Below are 22216 nucleotides of genomic sequence, written 5' to 3'. Positions count from 1 at the left end.
ATTCGTAGCGATTCGCCGGGCTTATTACGATGTACGAATCACGCTACTCCAATGAGCGACGAGGAGACTGCCAAGCAGGGTGTGGACCTCTCGACCGAGGACCGCACAATCTTGCTCATCGGTAGTGGACCCATCCAGATCGGACAGGCGGCAGAGTTCGACTACTCCGGCGCGCAGGCGTGCCGCGCACTACAGGAGGAGGGAGCCCGAGTCGTCCTCGTCAACTCCAACCCGGCGACCATCATGACGGACCCGGAGATGGCCGACAAGGTGTACGTCGAGCCCATCACGGTCGAGGCCATCGCCGAAATCATCGCCGAGGAGAACCCCGACGGCGTCATCGCCGGGCTCGGCGGCCAGACCGGCCTCAACGTCACCGCCGAACTCGCAGAGGAGGGCGTCTTAGACGAGTACGACGTGGACATCATGGGCACACCGCTGGACACCATCTACGCGACGGAGGACCGCGACCTCTTCCGCCAGCGGATGGAGAAGATCGGCGAACCCGTTCCCGCCTCGACGACCATCTCGCTCGACGAGGGCGAGCAGGTACAGGAACTCACCGCCGCGGACCTCCAGGACCGCGTGGACGCCGCCGTCGACGAAGTGGGTGGCCTCCCGGTCATCGCCCGGACGACCTACACCCTTGGTGGCAGCGGGTCGGGCGTCGTCCACGATATCGACGAACTGTACGAGCGCGTGCGCAAGGGCCTCCGCCTCTCGCGTAACTCGGAAGTCCTCATCACCGAGTCCATCTCCGGCTGGGTCGAACTCGAGTACGAGGTGATGCGGGACGCCGACGACTCCTGTATCATCATCTGTAACATGGAGAACATCGACCCGATGGGCATTCACACCGGCGAGTCCACGGTCGTCACCCCCTCGCAGGTCATCCCGGACGAGGGGCACCAGGCGATGCGCGACTCCGCGCTGAAGGTCATCCGCGAACTCGGCATCGAAGGCGGCTGTAACATCCAGCACGCGTGGCGCGACGACGGCACCCCCGGTGGCGAGTACCGTGTCGTGGAGGTCAACCCCCGCGTCTCCCGCTCCTCTGCTCTGGCGTCGAAGGCGACGGGCTACCCCATCGCCCGCGTGACGGCGAAGGTCGCCCTGGGGAAGCGGCTCCACGAGATCAAAAACGAGATTACCGGCGAGACGACCGCCGCGTTCGAGCCGGCCATCGACTACGTCGTGACGAAGGTGCCGCGGTGGCCCAAGGACAAGTTCACCGACGTCGACTTCGAGCTGTCGACGGCGATGAAGTCGACGGGCGAGGCGATGGCCATCGGCCGGACGTTCGAGGAGTCGCTGCTCAAGGCGCTGCGCTCCTCGGAGTACGACCCCGCGGTCGACTTCGAGGAGGTGGACGACGCCGAATTAGAGCAGGAGTATCTGGTGCGGCCGTCGCCGGACCGCCCGTACGCGATGTTCGAGGCCTTCGGCCGTGGGTACTCCGTCGAGGAGGTCGTCGAGCTGACCGACATCCACGAGTGGTACGTCGAGCGGTTCGAGAAGGTCGCCGACGCCGCCGAGCAGGCGATGGCGGGCGACATCGAGCCGGCGACGGAGCTCGGCTTCACGAACCAGGAGGCGACCGCGCTCGCGGGCGGTGAGTTCAACGACACGCACGCCTCCTGGCTCCCGGCCACGATTCTCGACACGAGCGACGACGAGGTCGCTGCGGACGGCGCGGGCGTCACGGTCGAGGACGTCGAGGAGACCTCCATCGACCGCCGGTTCAAGCAGGTCGACACCTGCGCGGGCGAGTTCGCCGCCTCCACGCCGTACTACTACTCGGCGCGCGAGCGCCTCTCCGACATCTCGCGCAACGAGGTGCAGGTCGACCGTGACGTCGACAGCGTGGTCGTCGTAGGTGGCGGCCCCATCCGCATCGGACAGGGGGTCGAGTTCGACTACTGTGCGGTCCACGCCGTCCGCGCCCTGCGCGAGCAGGGCATCGACGCGCACGTCGTCAACAACAACCCCGAGACCGTCTCGACGGACTACGACACCTCCGACGGGCTGTTCTTCGAGCCCATCACCGCCGAGGAGGTCGCGGACGTCATCGAGGAGACGAGCGCCGACGGCGTGATGGTGCAGTTCGGCGGGCAGACCTCCGTGAACGTCGGTGCGCCGCTCGAAGACGAACTGGAGCGCCGCGGGCTCGACTGCGACGTCCTGGGAACGAGCGTCGAGGCGATGGACCTCGCGGAGGACCGCGACCGGTTCAACGTCCTCATGGACGAGATGGGCATCAGCCAGCCCGAGGGCGGCACGGCGACGAGCGAGGCGGAAGCGCTCGACCTCGCGCGCGACCTCGGCTACCCGGTCCTCGTGCGCCCCTCGTACGTCCTCGGTGGCCGCGCGATGGACGTGGTCTACTCCGACGAGGAGCTGAAGGAGTACATCGAGGAGGCGGTCCGCGTCTCCCCCGATAAACCCATCCTCGTCGACCAGTTCCTCGCGGACGCCGTCGAACTGGACGTGGACGCCGTCGCCGACGGCGAGGACGTCCTCATCGGCGGCATCATGGAACACGTCGAGTCTGCTGGGGTGCACTCCGGTGACTCCGCGTGTATGATTCCGCCCCGCTCCCTCTCGGAGTCGACGCTCGAACGCGTCCGCGAGGTCACGCTCGACATCGCCCGCGCGCTCGACACGGTCGGCCTGCTGAACGTCCAGCTCGCCGTGAAAGATGGAGAAGTGTTCGTCCTCGAAGCGAACCCGCGCTCCTCGCGGACGGTTCCGTTCGTCTCGAAGGCGACGGGCGTCCCCATCGCGAAGCTCGCGGCGAAGGTGATGGCCGGCGCCTCCCTCTCGGAACTTAAGGCCCACGAGCAGGTGCCCGAGCACGTTTCGGTCAAGGAGGTCGTCCTGCCGTTCGACCGCCTGCCGGGCTCGGACCCGCGGCTCGGCCCGGAGATGAAGTCCACCGGCGAGGTCATGGGCACTGCCCGCTCGTTCGGCAAAGCGTACCTGAAGGCGCAGGACTCCACCGGCAAGCCCATCCCGACGGAGGGGACCGCCATCGTCGACCTCGAGACCCTGCGCGGGATGAGCCAGAAGAACGAGGACCTCTCGGACATCGAGGAAGGCGTCGCCCGCCACTTCGAGGTCACCCACAAGGAGGACTACGACGACGTCATCGCGGCCGTCCAGCGCGGCGAGGTCGACCTCATCCTCTCGCGCGACCGCGACGTGCTGGAGGTGGCTGTCGAGGAGGAGATCACGTACTTCTCGACGGTTCCCTCCGCCCGTGCGGCGCTGGAAGCCATCGAGACGAAGGACGAGCCGCTCGACGTGCTGGCGCTCTCGGAGCGCCCGACAGAGCGGCGGCAGTGGGGACACTAGAGTTCGGGCGGTGCGTGGCCGAGCGAGGCCACGTCATAGCCCGCGGCGAACGAAGCGGGTCGTGAGCGGCGAATCCTCTGAAATTCGAGCAGGGAGTCACCCTTTTACCCGAACCACACCCACGCGGAGCCATGCCCGACGTACTCGCCGCCTTCCCCGAACTCGCCGACATCGACGAGCCCGACCTCCGAGACGGAGTCCGCGACTGCTGGGCGACCGCTTGCGCCGACAACGCGGTCGACGACCTCGAAGCCGTCCCGTGGTTCCCGCCCGCGCAACGGGGACACGGCATCGAAGACGAGTATCTCGTCGGCCACGTCCGGGACGTGGTCGCGGGCGCGCGGGCGCTCGCCGAGTCGCTCGAAGCCTCGCGGGGCGCCGAGATCGACCACGACCTGTTGCTCGCGGCAGCGCTCGTCCACGACGTCTCGAAGCTCTACGAGTTCGACGGGATGGAGGAGACCGCGGTGGGCGATCTGCTCGGGCACCCACACTACGGCGTCCACTGCGTCGCTGCGGCCGGGCTCCCGGTGGAGTGCGCGCACGTCGTGCTCTCGCACACATCGCGGACGACGGTCGAACCGGCGTTTCTGGAGGCCGAACTCGTGAAGCGAGCGGACGAGGCCGCCGCAGCAGCCATCCGACTGACGGTGCTCGACGATCTGCGAGACGCGTAACGGCGGCGACCACAGGCCGCGCGAGCGAGCGGGCGCAACCGCTTTCCCCGCGGCGAGCAACGGGGCGGTATGAGCGATTCGGATGCGCCGGACACGTCGGAGTCGGGCGACGACGGACGACGACAGCTCCGGCTGCTGGGCGTCGGCTTCGTCCTCTCGGGGCTCGTGACGCTCGGGCTCGCGAACGCCAGCGACCCGCGGGGGATGCTCGTCGCGCTGCTGGGGTTCCTCGGGCTCGCGGCACTCGTACTGGAGAAGACACAGGGCTACACCCCCGGCGTCTCGTTCGGGCTGCTCTCGGGCGGCATCGCCGTCTGGGCGTGGCCGTTCATCCGGTCGGGTGACGCCGGCTTCACGTATCTCGGGACGCTGATGGTCGTCGTCGGACTCGTCAACATCGTGTTCGCGCGCGTCGGCCTCTACTTCCGACGACTGGGCGAGCGGCTCGGGAACCGGACGACGGGCAAGGAGTAGCCGGTCGGTAGCCGGGGCGACTCGGGGAGCGCTCAGCCTCGATGTCCGAACAGGCGGTCGAGCGCGGCGTCCGCCCGGTAGTACGCACGCATCGACGGGAGCCACAGCAGTCCGAGAATCACGGCCCCGACCGCCACGATGATCGGCTGGAGGAAGAAGTAGTGGCGCAGGACGAGGAACTGGACGGCGATCCAGACGACCGTAGCCAGCCCCAGTGCGATGCCGCCGGGCCAGGCCCAGAGCCGGCGAGTGACAACGCCGTAGGTGACGACGACCGAGCCACCGCCCAGCACAACCAGCAGGACGAGTCCCGGGAGCAGGAAACTGCCGAACACGCTCCCCCGGATCCACGCGTACGGAATCCCGAGCAGTCCGCCGGTCGGGTCGAGAACGAGACTGGCGCCGCCGTACAGCGCCCCGAGGCCCAGGAACAGCAGGCAGGCGAGCAAGGGGTACGACCAGACGGGTCGTCGTGGGCTCTCGGCCTCGCCGGAGGAGTCGTGCGTGGAGTGCATAACGTGTCGTCGTGAGGCTCGTCCCGGGGATAGACCCGGGACGAGCGGTGACACGTGTCACTACTGGTACGATGGGTTAACAGTATGCGCGCCCTTCTGCGTGTATGGCGTCACGTTCGCTCCCGCTCGACGCACTGTGCGGTGCGCTGGTCACGACCGTTCTCGGCGCGGTGCCGTCTCTCGGAACTCGTCGGCGGTAGCGTCGCTGGCTACCTCCACGGCGAGAGGGGCCTCGCGGTGGGCGCGCTCTCGGGCGTCTTCGCGGCCGTCCCGAAGGCCGCCCTCCTGTTCGTCCTGCTAGTGGCGATAGGGGCTGGCTCCGGCGAGGCGGAGACGCTCGCGGTCCAGTTCGCCGCCGTGCTGGTCGGGATGACCGTCTTCCTCGCCGCGGTCGGCGCGCTCGCGGGCTACCTCGGCGTGTACCTGTATCGGAACCGGACGAACCGCCCCGACCGCCCTCACTGACTTCGGACGGGAGGCTGCCGGGCGTGTCACGAACGAAGAAGAGTCGTCGGGGCTGAACCGTCAGTCCGCGGTGTTGACGACTCGCTCGTCGGCGAGCGCGAGCACGTCGTCGAAGAAGCCGAGCGAGTCGTGCGGGCCGGGGTTCGCCTCGGGGTGGTACTGGCGGGTGATGACCTCCAGTTCCTCCGATTCGAGTCCCTCGGGGGTGTCGTCGTTGACGTTCACCTGCGTCACTTCGAGGTCGCCGGGGTCCGAGACCGTGTAGCCGTGGTTCTGCGTCGTCATGACGACCTTGTCGGTGCGGAGGTCGCGGACGGGCTGGTTGACACCCCGATGTCCAAAGGCCATCTTCTCGGTGTCGCCGCCGAGCGCGCCGGCGATGACCTGCTGGCCGAGACAGATGCCCGCGAGCGGAACGTTCCCGACGAACTCCTCGACGAGTGCGCGAGCCTGCTCGAAGTTCTCCGGGTCACCCGGCCCGTTCGAGATGAACAGGACGTCGGGGTCGGCGTGCCGGACGTCGGCCACGGTGGCGTCGTACGGGAGCACGTCGACGACGGCGTCGCGCTCGACGAGCGAGGAGACGATGGAGCCCTTCGCCCCACAGTCGACGAGCGTGACCCGTGGGCCGGTCCCGTCGGCGTTGTGCGTCTCCTGCTCCGCGACCGACACCTGCGAGCCGATGTCAGTGTGCTCGCTCATCCCCTTGCACTGTGCGAGTTCCTCCTTCGCGGCTTCGGGCGTCGCGTCCGGGCCGGCGGCGATGCCACACTTCATCGCGCCCTCCTCGCGGATGCCGACCACGAGGTCGCGAGTGTCGAGGTGGTCCACAGCGGGGACCCCCTCCTCGGTGAGCCACTCGGCGACGTCGTCGGTGAGTTCGCGCGCGACGACGGCTCGCGGGTGGACGCGGTCGGACTCGAAGCGTTCCTCGCGGACGCCGTAGTTGCCGATGAGCGGGTACGAGAACGTGAGCACCTGCTCCTCGTAGCTCGGGTCGGTCAGCGACTCCTCGTAGCCGGTGTACGCAGTCGTGAACACCAGTTCACCGCGCGAGCGCCCCGGAGCACGGGCACGTGCCTCCACGACACGGCCGTCCTCGAGCGCCACGTAGGCCCCAGTCATTACGAGTATCGTATCGTTCATCCCTCCTTAACGGTTCGGTTCGAAGCGAGATTACGAAATTCGTAATCGTCAAGTGCGTCGGTCCAGAACTCTCGCACCTCGATGGACGACCTCGACCGACAGATCCTGAACATCCTCCGGCGGGACGCGCGGACGCCCTACACCGAGATCGCCGAGGAGGTGGGGACCTCCGAGGGGACCGTTCGCAACCGCGTCGAGCGGATGCTGGAGGAGGGAGCCATCGAACGGTTCACCGTCGCCACGCGCACCGGGAACGTGAAGGCGATGATAGAGGTGGGCGTCGCGGTCGACGTGGACACCCGCGCAGTCTCGGACCGGATGGCCGACTGGGGGTCGGTCGACTACGTCTGGCAGGTCTCGGGGGAGGAGGACATCGTCCTCGTCGTCGACGCCGCCGACACCGGCGCGCTCAACGACCTGATCACCAAAGCGCGCGAACTGGACGAGGTCGTCTCCACGAAGACGCGACTGATTCTCAACGAGATGCTCGGCTAGGCGGTGGCGATGACCCCGCCCGCCAGCCCCGCACAGCCGACGAGCAACACCAGGCCGGCGGCGTTGCCGAAGCCGGCGATTCCGAGCGCGATGACCAGGAGTGCGGCGACGACGACGACCGGCACGACGGCAGCGGGTTGAGCGACGTCTGCGGCGTAGTCGGTAGTGGCGACGGCCGCGCCACCGGCGAACGCGGCGACGCCGACGACATCGGTCGTGTTGAACCGTCCCGCGAGTCCGAACCCCACGGCGAGCAAGAGCACGGCGAGGGCCAGTTTCCGGACGGTGGCTGGAGGGACCATACCCGACGAGTACGTGGCATCGACTTGAGATTATCGGACACCTCTCCGCCGATGAACCACCCGATAGAGCGGTTCGAGCAGGCGGTCGGTCCGGCGCGTGTGGACGACGGGTTCGACCCGGCCGTCGCGGACGGCGTCGACGACTGCCTGAGGAGTGAGTTCCTCGGCGTCGACCTCGGTGTACCCTCGTCCCACCTCGAACGGGAAGTGCGCGTCCGAGCCACCGACGAGTGGGAGGCCGCGCCGCTCGGCGAGCGCCCGAGCCTTGGTGTGGGTGTCCGGATGTTTGCCGTTCAGCTCGACGGCGTCGAACTCGGCATCGGTGCGGCGGGCCGTCGACCCACGGAACGGGTGGGCGAGTATCGCGACGCAGTCGTGGTCGTGCGCGAGGGCGACCGCCTCCGCAGGCGAGAGCGTGCCCGGCTGCGTGCGCTCGGGCGGGTCCGGGCCGACGACGGTGACGTGCCCCCGGGAGGTCGAAATCTCGATGCCCGGCAAGAACGTGACACCGGGCGGCTGGAACCCGACGCGATAGTCGTGGTTGGTGACGGCGACCGCGTCGAGGCCGCGGCGGCGGGCGTACCACGCCAGCAGCCGGGCGCCGACGGGGTCGAACGGCGTCTGCTCGCCCACGAAGCCGTGGAAGAACCGCGTGTGTGCGTGGAGGTCGACCCGGAACACACCGGCCGAACACGTCGGTAGGCCTTTGCTGTTCCCCTCGGAGTCGCTGGCATGCGCGTCCTCGTTCGGAACCCAAACAGCGGTGACCGGGAGACCTCGAAACGGGCGGCTCGACTCGCCAAGAAGCGCGGGTTCGACGTACGGGCGTCGGCCGCGCGCGGCGAGACCCGGAGTATCGCGGCCGAGGCCGCAGCCGAACCGGACGTGACCCAGGTCGTCGCCTGTGGCGGTGACGGGACGCTCAACGAGGTCGTCCGCGGTGTCGCGGACGCCGACGCGCTCGCCGACGTGGAAATCGGGGTCGTCCCCGCCGGCACCGGAAACAACTTCGCCGAGAACGTCGGCATCCCGAACATCGAGACGGCGTTCGAGGTCCTCAGACGCGGCGAGCGCCGTCGACTCGACCTGGGGTGGGTCGCCGAGGACGACCGGCCGTTCATCAACTCCTGCGTCGGTGGGCTCACCGCCGAGTCCTCGGCGAAGACGACGCCCGCGTCGAAGAAGCGGCTCGGCGTCCTCGCGTACGTGCTGCGGACGCTCGCCGAGACGCGAACGTTCGAAGGGCTGAAACTCGACGTGCGCGCAGGTGACGCCGGCGACCAGGTCTGGACCGGCGAGGCCATCATGCTCCTGGTGGGGAACGGGCGCCGGTTCCCCGGCGAGCGGATGCGGCAGGCGAACATGGAAGACGGCCGGTGTAACGTCGTCATCATCGAGCGTCGCCCCGCGATGGACTACCTCACGCGAGGGGCTGCCGACCGGCTCCTCCGGAAGGACGCTACCCACCTGACGCGGCTGAAGGTCTCCCGACTGGACGTGACTCACGACGGCGACCCCGCCGTGTTCTCGCTCGACGGCGAGATATTCGAGCGCAACGCCCTCACGCTCCGGTCGCGGCCGGGGGCCATGCGGTTCCGGGTCGGCGAAGGATACGAGCCGACGCCCCCGGAGTGGGGAAAGTCGAAGGGTAATTAACGCGCGTCGTCGTTCCCCGGTGTATGAGTACGGACGCAGACCCCGACGGTGCCGTTGGGGAGGGGACCACCCACGAGAACGCCCGCCAGCACGTCGTCGCCGTCGACGAGTCCGACACCGAACTCGAGGTCGTCAACCGCCTCGAAGCGCACACCGGTGACGGCATCCGGCACCGGGCGTTCACCTGCCTCGTGTTCGACGAGGACGACAACATCCTGCTCGGCCAGCGTGCGCCGGGCAAGCGCCTGTGGGACACGTTCTGGGACGGCACCGTCGCCTCCCACCCGGTGCAGGGCCAGACCCAGAAGGACGCCACCCGGCAGCGGCTCGAAGAGGAACTCGGCGTCACGCCCGACCAGTACGGCGACCTCCGCATCACGGACAAGTTCGAGTACAAGCGCTACTACCTCGAGGAGGGACTGGAGTGGGAGGTCTGTGCCGTCCTCAAGTGCACGCTCGAGGACCGGACGCTCGACCCCGACCCCGAGGAGATCGCGGGCGTGATGTGGGTGCCGTACGAGCGCCTCCACGAGAACCCGAAGTGGTACCGGCAACTGCGGCTCTGTCCGTGGTTCGAGATCGCGATGCGGCGCGACTTCAACCGGTAAGTCGGACGGCAGCCCCGGCCGACCAGCCGACCGCCGAACCGCTACTTCCTTTCCGACGCCCTCCGTCCCCCCAGTATGGACATCTACGACGACCTCTCGGGACAGGTCGCGCTCGTGACCGGTGCGAACCGTGGCATCGGCGCCGAAATCGCCCGCAATCTGGACGACCTCGGGGCGACCGTCTACGCCGGGACGCGCTCGATGACCAACGACGTACCGGAGGGCTGTGAGAGCGTGCTGCTCGACGTGACGCAGGAGGGCGACGTGGACAGCATCGCCGACGGCGTCTTTGGCGAGGTGGGACGGCTCGACATCCTCGTGAACAACGCGGGCGTCATCGGCCCGGACGGCGACATCGTCGCCAGCCCCACGAAGGAGGTCGACCGCACGCTCGCCACCAACCTCCGGGGGCCGATGCTCCTCTGCAAGCACCTCGTTCCCCTCCTGGTCCAGCAGGAGGGCGGTCGGGTCGTCAACGTCTCCTCGGGGATGGGTGCGCTCTCGGACATGGGCAGCGGCTATCCGGCCTATCGGATCTCGAAAGCCGGACTCAACGGCCTCACGACGTATCTCGACGCGCAGTACGGCGGGCAGGGCCTCATCGCCAACAGCGTCTGTCCCGGCTGGGTGAAGACCGATATGGGCGGGGAGAACGCCAACCGACCGGTCGAGAAAGGGGCCGAGACGCCGACGTGGCTCTGTCGATTCACGCCGGGCAGCGAGTCCGGGAAGTTCTGGCGCGACAAGGAAGTCATCGAGTGGTAGGATAGAAGAGAAGAGGACGAGCATCCGCGCGAGCGATGCGCGGTTCGAGCGGAGCGAGAACCGCGAGGCGAACGGCGAACAAAGTGAGCCGTGAGCGAAGCGAGCGCGGTTCACGGAAGCCGACCAGAGTCCTCGTGAGCGACTGAAAGGAGCGAACGAGGGCAGTGCCGAACGAGCGAAGCGAGTTCGGCTGAGGGAGGCTTCCGTAGGGCGCACGGACTGGAGGGGTCGAACGAAGTGAGACCCCGGAAGGAGTACGTCCGCATATTTTCCCCACGTTTTTGCCCGACTGAGCGCTCGCTGACGGAGTCAGTGAGCGCGAAGGAGGTGCAAAAAGTGCGTTTAGACAGTCTGCTCGCCCTGCTCCGACGTGCCGAGCATGAGCGTGCCGGTGACCATCGTCATGACGCCGAGGAAGGCGACGGCCACCTGCATCGGCAGCGAGCTGATGCCCGCGAACGCGAGCGCGCCGATGAGCGCGACGCCGAGGAGTATCCCGGCGACACCCGCGGTGATCTTCTGCTGTTCGGTCAGTTTCCGGTCGAAAGCGACGAGCCGGTCGAACATACCAGCTTCTTGTGACTCATGGGTAATAACGCCATCCGTTTCGGCCGGATTTTCGGCCGCCGTACCACGGTATGTGTGACCGATACACACAAGAAACAATCGTGGCAGATGTGCGTGACCGAACGCCCGAGAGTCGCGAGTATGAGAATACAACTGCACACCGATAGCAGAATCATATTGAAATTCTATTCATTGTTAGCCAAAAGGTTTTACATACTGTGCGTTAGAGAATAGTTCGTACTACATGCGTGCATACGCACTCGACACGGCGTCGACGCTGTACCGTTCTGGAACGCTCTCGCTGACCCAGGCGGCGCGACACGCTGGCGTCCCGCCGGCCCGACTCCAAGCACACGCGAACCGTGGTGGGCCGCGCTTACGTGATGGTCGGTAGGATGGTTCTGAGGGGGCCGTCGCACTTCGTGCAGGTGCCGCCCGACATCCCCATCAGGTAGCGGGCCCCACAGTCCGTACACTCCTGATAGTGCATACTGCTACCACGCTTCACGGAGCAATAACCACATCGCCACCTGATTGGCGGCGGTCACGAACTGCGTCCGGGGGCGGTTACGGACGGGTCGTCGCCCACACCGCGAGCGCGCCGAGCACGAGCGCCGGCAGCAGCGGGACGAACAGGTAGGTGTCGCGGAACCCCAGTCCGAACAGCTGGACCGTCTGGCCGGCGCGGGGGAAGAAGAACAGATACGACGGCACGACGACGAGCGCGATGACGACCCACGCGACGAGGATCCACCCGCGGATGCCGAACTCCCGGTCCTCGCCGCGTGGTTTCTCGCCGTGGCGGTCGGCCGACTCCGTGGGCTCGCCGTCCGCGCCGAACGCCGACGGATCGTGGACGTAGCCGTCGCGGCCGTCCGTGGTCGAGGCCGTCGTGTCGTCGCTCACAGCTCGCTGTCGGGAACGACGACGACCTTCCCGAACCCGTCGCGGTCTTCGAGCAGTCGGTGGGCTTCGGCGGCCTCGCTCATCGGCAGCACGTCACGGATCTGCGGCTCGAACGTCCCGTCCCACACCAGCTCGAGCACCTCGTCGATGTCGCTGTTCGCGCCCATCGTCGACCCGAGGATGTCGTACTGGTTCCAGAACAGCTTCGAGAGGTTCACCTCGACCTTCGGCCCCGCCGTGGCCCCGCAGGTGACGATACGCCCGCCCTTCGCGAGCGACGCGATGGACTTCTGCCACGTCGGACCACCGATGTGGTCGACGACGACGTCGACGCCCCGGCCGTCGGTCAGGTCGTCGATCGCCTCGGCGAAGTCTGTCTCCTCGTAGTCGATGGCGTGGTCCGCGCCGAGTTCCTCGGCTGCGTCGAGTTTCGCCTGCGAGGAGCCGGTGGCGTACACCTCGGCGCCCGCGTGGTCGGCGATCTGGACCGCGGCGTGGCCGACCCCGCCCGACGCCCCGAGCACGAGCACCGACTCGCCCGCCTTCAGTTCGGCGCGTGAGTGGAGCATCCGCCACGCGGTCTGGAACACGAGCGGTGCAGCAGCCGCCGTCTCCCAGTCGACGTGGTCGGGGACGAGCACGAGGTTCTCCTCGGGGAGCGCGGCGAATTCGGAGTGGACGCCCGTCGAGTGCTCGCCGAGGATGGTGAACCGCTCACACAGCGACTCCTCGCCCTGCCGGCAGAACTCGCAGTCGCCGCAAAACGACCCGGCGGCGACGGCGACGTGGTCGCCTTCGTCGAATCGCGTGACGTCTTCGCCGACCTCGGTGACGACGCCCGCGGCGTCACTCCCCGGGATGTGTGGGAACACGCCCGGCGACGGCATCCCTTTGCGCGTCCAGACGTCGAGATGGTTGAGCGCGCCGGCTTTCACGTCGACGAGGACGTCGCCTCGCCCGACCTCCGGCTCCGGGAGGTCGCCGTACTGCAGCACGTCCGCATCGCCGTGTTCGTCGTAGAATACGCCTTTCATTACCGGCTCTCCGGGTGGGGGCGTCAAAACCGTGGCGATGGCCGAAGGCAGAAGGCCCATAGCTGGTCGCTCGAAGAGCCGGTGTGGCAGTCACTCGCTGGACGTATCTCGGGCTCACCCTGCTGCTGGTCGGCTTCCTGACCACCGGCGTGGGTGCAGCGACGCACCTCCACGAACAGCAGTGTCAGGCGGTCCAGTTCGTCTCCGTTAGCGACGTGACCGCGACGAACGCCTCGACCGACGGCTACTCGACGGGCAGCTACGAGGACCTCTCGGTCGACGAACAGACGGTGTTCAGGAGCGCGCTCGCGGACGACGGACAGGTGCTCACCGCCCGCGACGCCATCGACGAACAGGTCGTCACCTACGAGGGCGACCGCTACCTCGTCCGCATTCGGTCGGACGGCGGCTGCACGCCGTGGCACCCGACCCGAGTCGTCGCACCCCTCGGCGGCGGACTGGGTCTCGTGCTCGTCGGGGGCGCGCTCACCCGCGGCCGCGATCCGAACCCGTGACCGGCTTTTTGGTCGTCGGCCCCCGACGACGAGTATGAGCGACCGCCCCCTCACCGGCCGTGACGAACACGAACTCGGCGACGAGCACGACGAGCACGACCACCGCGGACACGAGCACGACCACCACCACCACGACGTCGACACGCTCGGGGTGGCCATCGTCACCATCTCCTCCTCGCGCTCGCTCGACGACGACCCCGCGGGTGACGCCATCGCGGCGGCGTTCGAGGCCGAGGGCCACGAGATCATTCAGCGCGAGCTCGTCCGCGACGAGTTCGACCGCGTGCAAGGTATCGTCGACCGACTCGTCGAGCGTGACGACACCCACGTCGTCGTCACGACGGGCGGCACGGGCGTCACGCCCGACGACGTGACCGTCGAGGCGGTTCGACCGCTGTTCGACAAGACGCTCCCGGGGTTCGGCGAGCTGTTCCGACGACGCTCCTACGAGGAGATCGGCACCCGCGTCGTCGGCACGCGCGCCGAGGCGGGCGTCTCGACCGGCGTCCCCGTGTTCTGTCTGCCGGGAAGCGAGAACGCCGCGCGGCTCGGCAGCGAGGAGATCATCGTCCCCGAGTCGCCCCACCTCGCGGGACTGGCGATGCGCGACGAGAACGAGCCGTGAGCGCCGTCACCGGTCGAGCACACGCTCGCCAGACCGGCTCGGCTTCGCCGCTGCATCGTCCGGCGTAATCTCGGGCTCGACAGGGGACTCGACGTCCGGCGTGGGAGGGTTGGGGGTCGGGTCGACGATCGGCTCGGAGCTGAGCATCGCGGGCTCCTCGCCGGCGGCGAACACGACCTTCTCCCGGCCGACGCGCGTCCGGACGACGACCCCTGCGTCCTCGAGTTCACCGAGCGCCCGGCTCACGGTCGACTTCGACCAGTCGCAGCGGTCGACGATGTCCTGCTGCCAGAGCGGACCCTCCGCCGCCTGGATGATCTCCACGACCCGTTCGTTCGGCGAGGCGAGGTCGGCGTCGGTGATTTCCTCCGTTCGCTCGGGAACCCGTGGTTCGTCGGCGAGTGGCGTGTTGGCCAACGGGTCCGACGTGAGGCTCGCGAACCCACGGAACCACCCGACGATAGCTCGCCAGACGGTCACGAACCGCCGTCTCATCGTGTCACCGACTCGCCCGACCGTCGCGCTGTCCGGGCGAAATGCGACGCCGCTCGCCGAGCATGCAGAGTTCCCTTCATGTTGTAGATGATGACACGAATCCCGGGGAAGTAGTAGGGGGGTTGCATATGCACCGGTTTATCCGCTCGGCCACACCGGTGCCGGTAGCGACGCCTCGAGACGCGGGGCGACGAGAACCCGTCAGCTCGAAGTAGAGGTGGCGTCGTCGCTGAACGTGTTGGAGAAGACCTGCTGCTGTCCCCGCCGGAGCCGGCGGCTGAGCGCCTGGCGACTGATGCCCACGCACTCTGCGATGTCTTCGAGCGTCGCCTCGCGGGGGTGCTGGAAGTACCCCATCGAGTACGCGACCGACAGCGCCTCGTACTGTTTCGGCGTCAGCCCCTGGTCGCGGTGATCGTCCGGGGGGCCAGCGAGGGTGGAGAGCCGCACCACCTCGTACGAGACGCCCCACTCGAGACACCGGGACTGGAACGTCGAGAGCGACTCGCGGTCGTCGAACCGGACGGCTAGCTGCCAGTAGCTTCCATCCGTGCTGGCGTCCGTGACGGTCGCGTTGGCCGAGCTGAGCGCCCGGATGAAACACTCCTCGGAAGGGTCGACCCAGACCTGGAAGAGCGCAGCACTGTCGAACTGCTCGACGTGTGTGATGGCCTGGACGGACGCATCCTCACGTGCGACGGGGCCGAATCTGTCGGCAGAGTCGCCGGTCACCCAGACGTAGAACTGGAGCCCGGGACCCTCGTGCCAGACGTTCTGGTCGACGTCCACGGAGACGTCAGGGAGTCTCGAGAGAGTCGGCGCCAGCGCGAGCGCATCGGCTGGGAGCGTGAACTCCACGGCAAGACTCATCGTACGTGTTCAAAGCGGAGTTAGTGGTATAAACGACACGGCCAAACATTTTGGAAACTACCGATTACGGAGTCCCTAAGCCCTGTACGGCAGATTCACGAACCAGGGAGCGGGCACAGCGACGCCGTGAACACGGCCACCTCGTCGCTGTCGTTGCGCGCGCCGTGTTCGACGCCGCGCTCGTGGAGCACGACGCCAGGCGCTTCGACTCGTTCCTCGTCGCCGTCACGAATCACGACCACCTCGCCGTCCAGAACGTGGAACACGTTCGTCGAGTCGCCGTGTTCGTGCGGCGAGAGTTCGGCACCGGGGCCGAGCCCGAACGCTTTCACGAGTACGTCGTCGGTCACGACCAGTTCCGCGGTGACGACCTCGCCTGCCTCGGGGTCGAGGGCCGGATAGCGGTCCATACCCGTCGTTCGTCCGGTGCCGACTTAGTTCCCGACATGCCGAAGTAGCTCGTCGCCGAACGCCGAGCCATGAGCGAGGACGTGCTGGTGCCGGGTGGCCGTGACGTGCGCGCGACGCTGGACAACCCCGAGAGCGACGCCTGCGTGGTGGCGTGCCCACCCCACCCGCAGATGGGTGGCAAGCGGACCGATGCTCGGCTGCGTGCGGTGAGCGACGCAGTCGCCGGTGACGCCGCCACCCTGCGCTTCGACTACGGCGCGTGGGACGAGGGGTACGGGGAACTCGCGGACGCCCGCAACGCGCTCGCCTGGGCGCGAGCGGAGTACGCGACGGTCGCGGTGTTCGGCTACTCGTTCGGCGGCTGTATCGCACTGCTGACCGCGGCCCGCGAGTCCGCGGACGGGGCGCCCCCGGACGCGGTCGCGGCGCTCGCACCCGCGTCGCGACTCGCCGACGACCTCGATGCGGCGGCCGACCTCGGCGAGGTGACCTGCCCGGGCTACGTGCTGTACGGCGAGCGCGATACCACAGCCGAGTGGGAGCCGGTCGTCGACCGCGCTCGGGAGCTCGGCTGGTCGGTCGAGGCGATGAGCGCCGACCACCACTTCGTCGGCCAGTCGACGAAGGTCGGCGAGAAGGTCGCGGCGTTCCTGCGCGACTACTGATTGCCGAACAGGCGCTCGCGGAGCGAGCGCTTGCGGGCCTGTTCTGCGAGGAGCACCGAACACTCGATGTCGTCGACGACGTCGAGCGCGAGCGACCCGCGGACGAGCCGGCTCAGCAGGCCGCGTTCGGTCGCGCCGATGATGACGAGCGTCGCGTCCTTCGAGGCGCGTTCGATGGCGGTCTCGACGTCGCCGCTCTCGACGCGCAGGTCGGCGCCGGCGAGGTCGTGGTCGGCCGCCCAGTCCGCGAGGAACGTCCGCCCCTGGGCCTCGTCGTCGCTGACGTGCAGGAGCGTCACCTCGGAGTCGAACTCGCTTCTGAGGTGGCGAGCGACCGTCGCCGAGAGGTCCGAGTCCGGGCCGCCCGCGGTCGGGACGAGCAGGCGCTCGGGGTCGAGCCCGCGGTCCTTCAGCACGAGGAAGTCACACGGGAGACTCTCCGTGAGGTCGTCGTACGCCGTCTCGACGCGGCCGGGCGACCCGTGGCTGTCGGGACCCCAGCCCATCACCACGAGGTCGGCGTCGCCCGTCTCGGCGGCGTCGAACACCTCCTCGAACGACTGGTGGGAGAACACCGTCCGGGTCTCGACCGGGACGCCCTGTGCCTCGGCGTCGGCCCGCGCCTTCGCGAGCAGGTCGTCGCTCCCCTCGTCGAACTTCTCGACGTTCTCTGCGGCGTACGCGAGACTCGTCTGGTCCGGCACCGAGACGATGTGCACGGCGTCGACGGTGCCGCCGCGCTGCTTGGCGATGGCCGTCGCGAGCCGCATCAGGTCACGCTCGCTCTCGGGGTTCGCCAGCGGCACCATCACGCGGAACTGGCCGCCGTCGGGCTGGACGCTCTCTGCGGCCTGGACCGCGGCGTCGGGCATCGACTCCGGCCGCGAGAGAATGTGCTGGCTGAGAATTCCCGTCTTGTCGGCCTTGTCACGCGCGTAGACGAAGTACCAGACGATACCGCCGACGACGAACAGTCCCGCGAGCGCGATCTCGATGGGAGCCATGAAGGCGATGAGGCCGAACGATGTGATGGCGCCCAGAATCGGGACGACCGGATACAGCGGCACCTCGAACGCCGGGTCATACGCCTCGACGTGCGATTCACGCATCACGATGAGCGCGATGTTGAGCAGCCCGTAGACGATGAGGTGGAGCACGCTCCCGGCTTTCGCGAGCGTTTTCACGTCGCCGACGGCGATGAACAGGAGGATGAGCACGCCAGTCACTGCGATGCTCCGGTAGGGGGTCGCGAACCGCGGGTGAACGTCGTTCAATGCCGCGGTGATGAGCTTGTCCCGACCCATCGCGAAGTTGATGCGCGAGGATGCGAGGATGGAGGCGTTCGCCGAGGACGCCGTCGCGAGCAGCCCCGCGAACGTGAGCAGTCCGACGCCGACGGCGGCGAGGCCAACCGTCCCGAACGCGATTTCCGCGACGTCGAGCACGGGCGTCGTGGTGAACTCCGGCGCGAGCTGTTTCCAGTTGATGACGCCCATCAGGACGACCATTATGATGGCGTACATCGTGGTCACGATGACGACGCTCCCCACGACCGCAAGCGGGAGGTTCCGTCCCGGGTTCTTCAGCTCCTCGGCGATGGTCGTTATCTTCGCAAAGCCGAGGAAAGAGACGAACACGAGTCCGGTCGCCGGCAGAATGGCAGCCGCGCCGCCCGTCTCCGCCGGGAAGAACGGCCGCAGCGTCGAGAGGTCGGCCTGGAGGAATCCGAGGACGGAGAACAGCGTCAGGATACCGACTAGAAGCGTCACGATGACGACCTGCACGCCACCAGTCTCCTTCGCGCCGACGTAGTTGACCGCGATGAACACGACCCCCGCGAGGAGTGCGCCGACCTGGAACTGCGTCAGCGTGATGACGCCGAGCGGAACGGCGGGAAGCGGGAGGAAGGTTGCGAGGTACTCGCCGAACCCGAGACAGTAGAACGCCGACGCGAACGCGAGCCCCATCCAATTGCCCCAGCCGGCGACCGAGCCGAACAGCGGCCCGAGCGCGTGGTTGACGTAGTAGTAGCTCCCGCCAGCTTTCGGCATCGCTGTCCCGAGTTCGCTCGCCGAGAGTGCGGTGAACAGCGAGATGACGCCGCCGACGACGAACGAGAGGGCGACCGCCGGGCCCGCAGCCGCGGCCGCCTGTCCCGGCAGCACGAAGATGCCCGCGCCGATCATCGTCCCGACGCCGATGGTGAGCGCGGACAGCAAACCGAGGTCTTTCGCCAGTTCCTCGTCGCTCATCGCTCTCCCGGCAAGGCGAGTACGGGGCGGTCCGCGCGGTCGATGAGGTCGCGGGTCACGTCGCCTGTGAGCAGGCGGGCGAACAACCCACCGCCGCGGGGCGTGAACGCCACCGCGTCGGCGCTCACGTCACGGGCGACCGCGAGGATGCCGTCGGCCACGTCGGTGTCGTAGGCGATATCGGTGTCCACGGCGAGCGCGTCGCCGTCCTCGAACGCCTCGCGGAACGCGTCGAACGTCTCGGCGGCCGCGGCCTCACGCTGCTCGACGCTAGCCTTGTCGGCGGCGCCGCCGGCCTTCTCGACGACGTACACCAGCGTGATGCGCTCGGGGCGGTGGTCGAGGTGCGCCCGGAGCGCGCGGGCCGTCGCCGTGGCGTCTTTCTCGCTCGCGACGGGGACGAGCAGGTGGTCGAACTCAGCCATGTGGCGGTCCCCCCGTCGGTGTCGCTCGGTCACCCGTGGTCAGCAGTGGCTCGTCAGCGGTCCGGTTCATGTCCGGGCCCAGACGGCCCCGGCGCTTAAGCGTTCACCTCGCGGTCAGTGACGGCGGTGACGGCGAGGGAGAGACGCCCGAGCGTGGGCCCCGAACCGTCGGGCAGTCACGCCCCCCGGAGGACTCCAGTCGAGCCGGAAAACCCGGCGACGGCGTGCTATCGATTCCCTGACGGTTCGCCGGTCCGCAACGGTTTTACCGCGGCCTCGCACACACTCGGTATGCCGACGGAGCCCGTCACGGATTACGACCCCACACTGGGGCGGAAGTTCGTGTTCGTCACCGGCGGCGTGATGTCTGGACTCGGCAAAGGGATTACTGCCGCGAGCACCGGGCGGTTGCTCGCCAACGCCGGGTTCGACGTCACGGCCGTCAAGATCGACCCGTATCTGAACGTCGACGCTGGAACGATGAACCCCTACCAGCACGGTGAGGTGTACGTGCTGAAAGATGGGGGAGAAGTCGACCTCGACCTGGGGAACTACGAACGGTTCCTCGACATCGACATGACGTTCGACCACAACGTCACTACCGGGAAGACGTACCAGCACGTCATCCAGAAGGAGCGCGCGGGAGACTACCTGGGGAAGACTGTCCAGATTATTCCCCATATCACCGACGACATCAAGCGCCGCATCCGTGAAGCCGCCGAGGGCCACGACGTCTGTATCGTCGAGGTGGGTGGCACGGTCGGTGACATCGAGGGGATGCCCTACCTCGAAGCGCTCCGCCAGTTCGCCCACGAGGAGGACGAGGAGGACATCCTCTTCACGCACGTCACGCTCGTCCCGTACTCGAAGAACGGCGAGCAGAAGACGAAGCCCACGCAGCACTCCGTGAAGGAACTTCGCAGCATCGGCCTCCAGCCCGACATCCTCGTCGGGCGCTGTGAGGACAAACTCGACGCCGAGACGAAGCGGAAGATCGCCCTCTTCTGTGACGTGCCGACCGAGGCCGTCTTCTCGAACCCGGACGTCGAGGACATCTACCACGTCCCGTTGATGGTCGAAGACGAGGGGCTCGACCAGTACGTGATGGAGCGGCTCGACATCGCCGACGAGGCCTTGCCACACGAGGCGCGGAAGAACGGCTGGCGCGAACTCGTCACCCGCGAGACCACCGGCGAGGTCGACATCGCGCTCGCCGGCAAGTACGACCTCGAAGACGCCTACCTGTCCGTTCACGAGGCGCTGAAACACGCCGGACTCGAACACGGCGTCGACGTGAACGTGCTGTGGGTCGACACCGAGGAGATGAACGGCGACCACCGCGACCGGCTCGAGTCGGCGGACGGGCTCATCGTCCCCGGTGGGTTCGGCGCGCGAGGGACCGAGGGGAAAGTCGAGGCCGTCCGCTACGCCCGCGAGAACGACGTGCCCTTCTTGGGGCTCTGTCTCGGCTTCCAGATGGGCGTCATCGAGTACGCCCGCAACGTCTGTGGGCTGGAGGGGGCGAACTCGACGGAACTCGACGAGGACGCTCCCCATCCGGTCATCGACATCCTCCCCGAGCAGTACGAAGTGGAGGACATGGGCGGGACGATGCGACTCGGCGCGCACGAGACGCAGATACAGGACGGGACGCTCGCCGCCGACCTCTACGGCGGTGACTCCTGTACGGAGCGGCACCGCCACCGCTACGAGGTGAACCCAGAGTACATCGACCAGCTCGAAGAGGCGGGCATGGTGTTCTCCGGGCGCGCGGGCAACCGGATGGAGATTCTGGAGCTCGACACCGACGAGCACCCGTACTTCGTCGGGACGCAGTTCCACCCCGAGTTCCGGTCGCGCCCCGGGCGCGCGTCGCCGCCGTTCGTCGGCCTGCTCGACGCCGTCCTTGCCACGGACGAGGAAGAGGCCGAGGAGGTGAGCGCCTGATGGTGAACGTCGAGGAGTTCATCACGGACGCGAAAGCCGAGATCCGCGAGACGGTCGGCGACGACGAGGCCATCATCGCCCTCTCCGGGGGCGTCGACTCCTCCGTCGCCGCCGCGCTCACCCACGAGGCCATCGGCGAGCACCTCACTGCTGTCTACGTCGACACCGGCCTCATGCGGAAGGGCGAGACCGAACAGATCGAGGAGACGTTCGCGTTCATGGACGGCCTGAAGGTCGTCCACGCCGAGGACCGCTTCCTCGGCGCGCTCGAGGGCGTGACGGACCCCGAGGAGAAGCGCCACGTCATCGGCGAGCAGTTCATCCGTGAGTTCGAGCGCGAGGCGCAGGAGGCGGGCGCCGACTACCTCGTGCAGGGGACCATCTACCCCGACCGCATCGAAAGCGAGGGCAACATCAAGTCGCACCACAACGTCGGCGGACTCCCCGACGTCGTGGACTTCGAGGGCATCGTCGAGCCGGTCCGCGACCTCTACAAGGACGAAGTCCGCGAGGTCGCACGCGCACTCGGGCTCGAGTCCATCATCGCCGAGCGGATGCCGTTCCCGGGCCCCGGGCTCGCCGTACGCGTCATCGGCGAGGTCACCCGCGAGAAGGTCGAGGTCGCCCGCGAAGCGTGTCACGTCGTCGAGGAGGAGCTCGAAGAGTACGAGCCGTGGCAGGCCTTCGGGGCGGTCATCGGCAAGGCCACCGGCGTCAAGGGCGACAACCGCGTCCACGGCTGGGTCGTCGCCGTCCGCTCCGTCGAGTCGCGCGACGGGATGACCGCCCGCGCACAGGAGCTCGACTGGGAGACGCTCCAGCGTATCCAGTCGCGCATCACCGGCGCGCACGACAACGTGGCGCGCGTCGTCTACGACGTGACGCACAAGCCGCCGGCGACCATCGAGTACGAGTAGAGCGAGGGCGAGCGGTGCGTGGCCGAGCAGAGCGAGGCCACGACAAGACGAACGGGCGAAGCCCGTGAGTCAGCGAGCCCTCGGTTACAGCGAGCGGGAGCGACCGTAGGGAGCGACACGCGAGTCGCGT

General features: G+C 67.9%; 27 protein-coding genes. 14 read left to right on the top strand and 13 right to left on the bottom strand.

What is annotated here, in order from left to right; genetic code table 11:
* Positions 1–51: 51 nt before the first annotated feature.
* From carB to NL126_RS13605, 3 genes are all read left to right on the top strand, one after another.
* Entirely contained in the window at positions 52–3354 is a 3303-nt protein-coding gene (carB, locus tag NL126_RS13615) for a carbamoyl-phosphate synthase large subunit (protein WP_255195423.1), read from the top strand.
* A 131-nt stretch (positions 3355–3485) separates the two neighbouring features.
* Positions 3486–4031 carry an HD domain-containing protein gene (locus NL126_RS13610; RefSeq protein ID WP_255195422.1) on the top strand — a complete coding sequence of 182 codons (546 nt, stop codon included), beginning with the start codon at positions 3486–3488 and terminating at the stop codon, positions 4029–4031.
* Between the two features lie 69 nt (positions 4032–4100).
* Positions 4101–4505: a hypothetical protein gene (locus NL126_RS13605; protein ID WP_255195421.1), complete on the top strand. Its 405-nt coding sequence runs from the start codon at positions 4101–4103 to the stop codon at positions 4503–4505.
* Between the two features lie 32 nt (positions 4506–4537).
* Here the strand turns inward: NL126_RS13605 and NL126_RS13600 are convergent, their stop codons facing one another.
* The gene (locus NL126_RS13600) at positions 4538–5020 is read right to left on the bottom strand and encodes a hypothetical protein (RefSeq protein ID WP_255195420.1); all 483 of its coding nucleotides are present in this window, start codon (positions 5018–5020) and stop codon (positions 4538–4540) included.
* 141 nt (positions 5021–5161) lie between these two features.
* On the opposite strand from NL126_RS13600, the gene NL126_RS13595 reads away from it, so the two are divergent.
* The gene (locus NL126_RS13595) at positions 5162–5485 is read left to right on the top strand and encodes a DUF5518 domain-containing protein (protein ID WP_255195419.1); all 324 of its coding nucleotides are present in this window, start codon (positions 5162–5164) and stop codon (positions 5483–5485) included.
* 60 nt (positions 5486–5545) lie between these two features.
* On the opposite strand, the gene carA is transcribed toward NL126_RS13595, so the two are convergent.
* On the bottom strand, positions 5546–6610 hold the full coding sequence (gene carA, locus NL126_RS13590) for a glutamine-hydrolyzing carbamoyl-phosphate synthase small subunit (protein ID WP_255195418.1): 1065 nt from the start codon (positions 6608–6610) through the stop codon (positions 5546–5548).
* Between the two features lie 102 nt (positions 6611–6712).
* Here carA and NL126_RS13585 point away from each other — a divergent pair, with 102 nt between their 5' ends.
* Positions 6713–7126 (top strand): Lrp/AsnC family transcriptional regulator, encoded by a 414-nt coding sequence (locus NL126_RS13585; RefSeq protein ID WP_255195417.1) that lies wholly within the window; start codon positions 6713–6715, stop codon positions 7124–7126.
* Here NL126_RS13585 and NL126_RS13580 read toward each other — a convergent pair.
* Both NL126_RS13580 and NL126_RS13575 read right to left on the bottom strand, forming a co-directional pair.
* Positions 7123–7428: a hypothetical protein gene (locus NL126_RS13580; protein ID WP_255195416.1), complete on the bottom strand. Its 306-nt coding sequence runs from the start codon at positions 7426–7428 to the stop codon at positions 7123–7125. The genes NL126_RS13585 and NL126_RS13580 overlap by 4 nt on opposite strands.
* A gap of 30 nt (positions 7429–7458) precedes the next feature.
* Positions 7459–8109, bottom strand: coding sequence for a PHP-associated domain-containing protein (locus tag NL126_RS13575; protein ID WP_255195415.1), 651 nt, complete (start codon positions 8107–8109; stop codon positions 7459–7461).
* Positions 8110–8160: 51 nt separating this feature from the next.
* Between NL126_RS13575 and NL126_RS13570 the strand changes: the two genes are divergently transcribed.
* The 3 genes from NL126_RS13570 (at position 8161) to NL126_RS13560 (ending at position 10457) form a co-directional block, all read left to right on the top strand.
* Positions 8161–9084, top strand: coding sequence for a diacylglycerol/lipid kinase family protein (locus NL126_RS13570; protein WP_255195414.1), 924 nt, complete (start codon positions 8161–8163; stop codon positions 9082–9084).
* A 23-nt stretch (positions 9085–9107) separates the two neighbouring features.
* On the top strand, positions 9108–9692 hold the full coding sequence (locus tag NL126_RS13565; RefSeq protein ID WP_255195413.1) for an NUDIX hydrolase: 585 nt from the start codon (positions 9108–9110) through the stop codon (positions 9690–9692).
* Between the two features lie 75 nt (positions 9693–9767).
* Positions 9768–10457, top strand: a complete 690-nt coding sequence (locus NL126_RS13560; RefSeq protein ID WP_255195412.1) for an SDR family NAD(P)-dependent oxidoreductase — start codon at positions 9768–9770, stop codon at positions 10455–10457.
* Between the two features lie 342 nt (positions 10458–10799).
* Here NL126_RS13560 and NL126_RS13555 read toward each other — a convergent pair whose 3' ends face one another.
* A complete protein-coding gene (locus NL126_RS13555; protein WP_255195411.1) occupies positions 10800–11024 on the bottom strand; it encodes a hypothetical protein in 225 nt (74 codons plus the stop codon).
* Between the two features lie 244 nt (positions 11025–11268).
* Here NL126_RS13555 and NL126_RS22185 point away from each other — a divergent pair, with 244 nt between their 5' ends.
* Complete coding sequence (locus NL126_RS22185) at positions 11269–11418, top strand: DUF7317 family protein (protein WP_491536949.1); 150 nt, start codon at positions 11269–11271, stop codon at positions 11416–11418.
* On the opposite strand, the gene NL126_RS22135 is transcribed toward NL126_RS22185, so the two are convergent.
* The 3 genes from NL126_RS22135 to NL126_RS13545 all read right to left on the bottom strand — a co-directional run bounded on the left by NL126_RS22135 (position 11401) and on the right by NL126_RS13545 (position 12964).
* Positions 11401–11514 carry a DUF7129 domain-containing putative zinc-binding protein gene (locus NL126_RS22135; RefSeq protein WP_434084145.1) on the bottom strand — a complete coding sequence of 38 codons (114 nt, stop codon included), beginning with the start codon at positions 11512–11514 and terminating at the stop codon, positions 11401–11403. The genes NL126_RS22185 and NL126_RS22135 overlap by 18 nt on opposite strands.
* Positions 11515–11591: 77 nt before the next feature.
* Entirely contained in the window at positions 11592–11930 is a 339-nt protein-coding gene (locus tag NL126_RS13550) for a DUF7977 family protein (RefSeq protein ID WP_255195410.1), read from the bottom strand.
* Complete coding sequence (locus NL126_RS13545; RefSeq protein WP_255195409.1) at positions 11927–12964, bottom strand: zinc-binding dehydrogenase; 1038 nt, start codon at positions 12962–12964, stop codon at positions 11927–11929. Before NL126_RS13545 ends, NL126_RS13550 begins: the two co-directional genes overlap by 4 nt.
* A gap of 83 nt (positions 12965–13047) precedes the next feature.
* Here NL126_RS13545 and NL126_RS13540 point away from each other — a divergent pair, with 83 nt between their 5' ends.
* Positions 13048–13479: a DUF7979 domain-containing protein gene (locus tag NL126_RS13540; RefSeq protein ID WP_255195408.1), complete on the top strand. Its 432-nt coding sequence runs from the start codon at positions 13048–13050 to the stop codon at positions 13477–13479.
* Positions 13480–13513: 34 nt separating this feature from the next.
* On the top strand, positions 13514–14104 hold the full coding sequence (locus tag NL126_RS13535) for a MogA/MoaB family molybdenum cofactor biosynthesis protein (protein WP_255195407.1): 591 nt from the start codon (positions 13514–13516) through the stop codon (positions 14102–14104).
* Between the two features lie 6 nt (positions 14105–14110).
* On the opposite strand, the gene NL126_RS13530 is transcribed toward NL126_RS13535, so the two are convergent.
* The 3 genes from NL126_RS13530 to NL126_RS13520 all read right to left on the bottom strand — a co-directional run bounded on the left by NL126_RS13530 (position 14111) and on the right by NL126_RS13520 (position 15879).
* On the bottom strand, positions 14111–14599 hold the full coding sequence (locus NL126_RS13530; RefSeq protein ID WP_255195406.1) for a helix-turn-helix transcriptional regulator: 489 nt from the start codon (positions 14597–14599) through the stop codon (positions 14111–14113).
* Between the two features lie 201 nt (positions 14600–14800).
* Positions 14801–15469 (bottom strand): helix-turn-helix domain-containing protein, encoded by a 669-nt coding sequence (locus NL126_RS13525; protein ID WP_255195405.1) that lies wholly within the window; start codon positions 15467–15469, stop codon positions 14801–14803.
* 95 nt (positions 15470–15564) lie between these two features.
* A complete protein-coding gene (locus tag NL126_RS13520; RefSeq protein ID WP_255195404.1) occupies positions 15565–15879 on the bottom strand; it encodes a cupin domain-containing protein in 315 nt (104 codons plus the stop codon).
* Positions 15880–15948: 69 nt separating this feature from the next.
* On the opposite strand from NL126_RS13520, the gene NL126_RS13515 reads away from it, so the two are divergent.
* Positions 15949–16545, top strand: coding sequence for an alpha/beta hydrolase (locus NL126_RS13515; RefSeq protein WP_255195403.1), 597 nt, complete (start codon positions 15949–15951; stop codon positions 16543–16545).
* On the opposite strand, the gene NL126_RS13510 is transcribed toward NL126_RS13515, so the two are convergent.
* Both NL126_RS13510 and NL126_RS13505 read right to left on the bottom strand, forming a co-directional pair.
* The gene (locus NL126_RS13510; protein WP_255195402.1) at positions 16539–18797 is read right to left on the bottom strand and encodes an amino acid permease; all 2259 of its coding nucleotides are present in this window, start codon (positions 18795–18797) and stop codon (positions 16539–16541) included. The two genes, NL126_RS13515 and NL126_RS13510, sit on opposite strands and share 7 nt — an antisense overlap.
* Entirely contained in the window at positions 18794–19222 is a 429-nt protein-coding gene (locus NL126_RS13505; RefSeq protein WP_255195401.1) for a universal stress protein, read from the bottom strand. The genes NL126_RS13510 and NL126_RS13505 overlap by 4 nt, the downstream gene beginning before the upstream one ends.
* 291 nt (positions 19223–19513) lie before the next feature.
* On the opposite strand from NL126_RS13505, the gene pyrG reads away from it, so the two are divergent.
* Together pyrG and guaA are read left to right on the top strand one after the other, a co-directional pair.
* Positions 19514–21169, top strand: a complete 1656-nt coding sequence (pyrG, locus tag NL126_RS13500; RefSeq protein ID WP_255195400.1) for a glutamine hydrolyzing CTP synthase — start codon at positions 19514–19516, stop codon at positions 21167–21169.
* Positions 21169–22086 (top strand): glutamine-hydrolyzing GMP synthase, encoded by a 918-nt coding sequence (guaA, locus tag NL126_RS13495; protein ID WP_255195399.1) that lies wholly within the window; start codon positions 21169–21171, stop codon positions 22084–22086. The genes pyrG and guaA overlap by 1 nt, the downstream gene beginning before the upstream one ends.
* Positions 22087–22216: the final 130 nt, after the last annotated feature.

It is taken from the genome of Halorarius litoreus, assembly GCF_024362405.1.
Classification (GTDB): domain Archaea; phylum Halobacteriota; class Halobacteria; order Halobacteriales; family Haloarculaceae; genus Halorarius; species Halorarius litoreus.
This window is presented reverse-complemented; position numbering and strand designations above follow the sequence as displayed.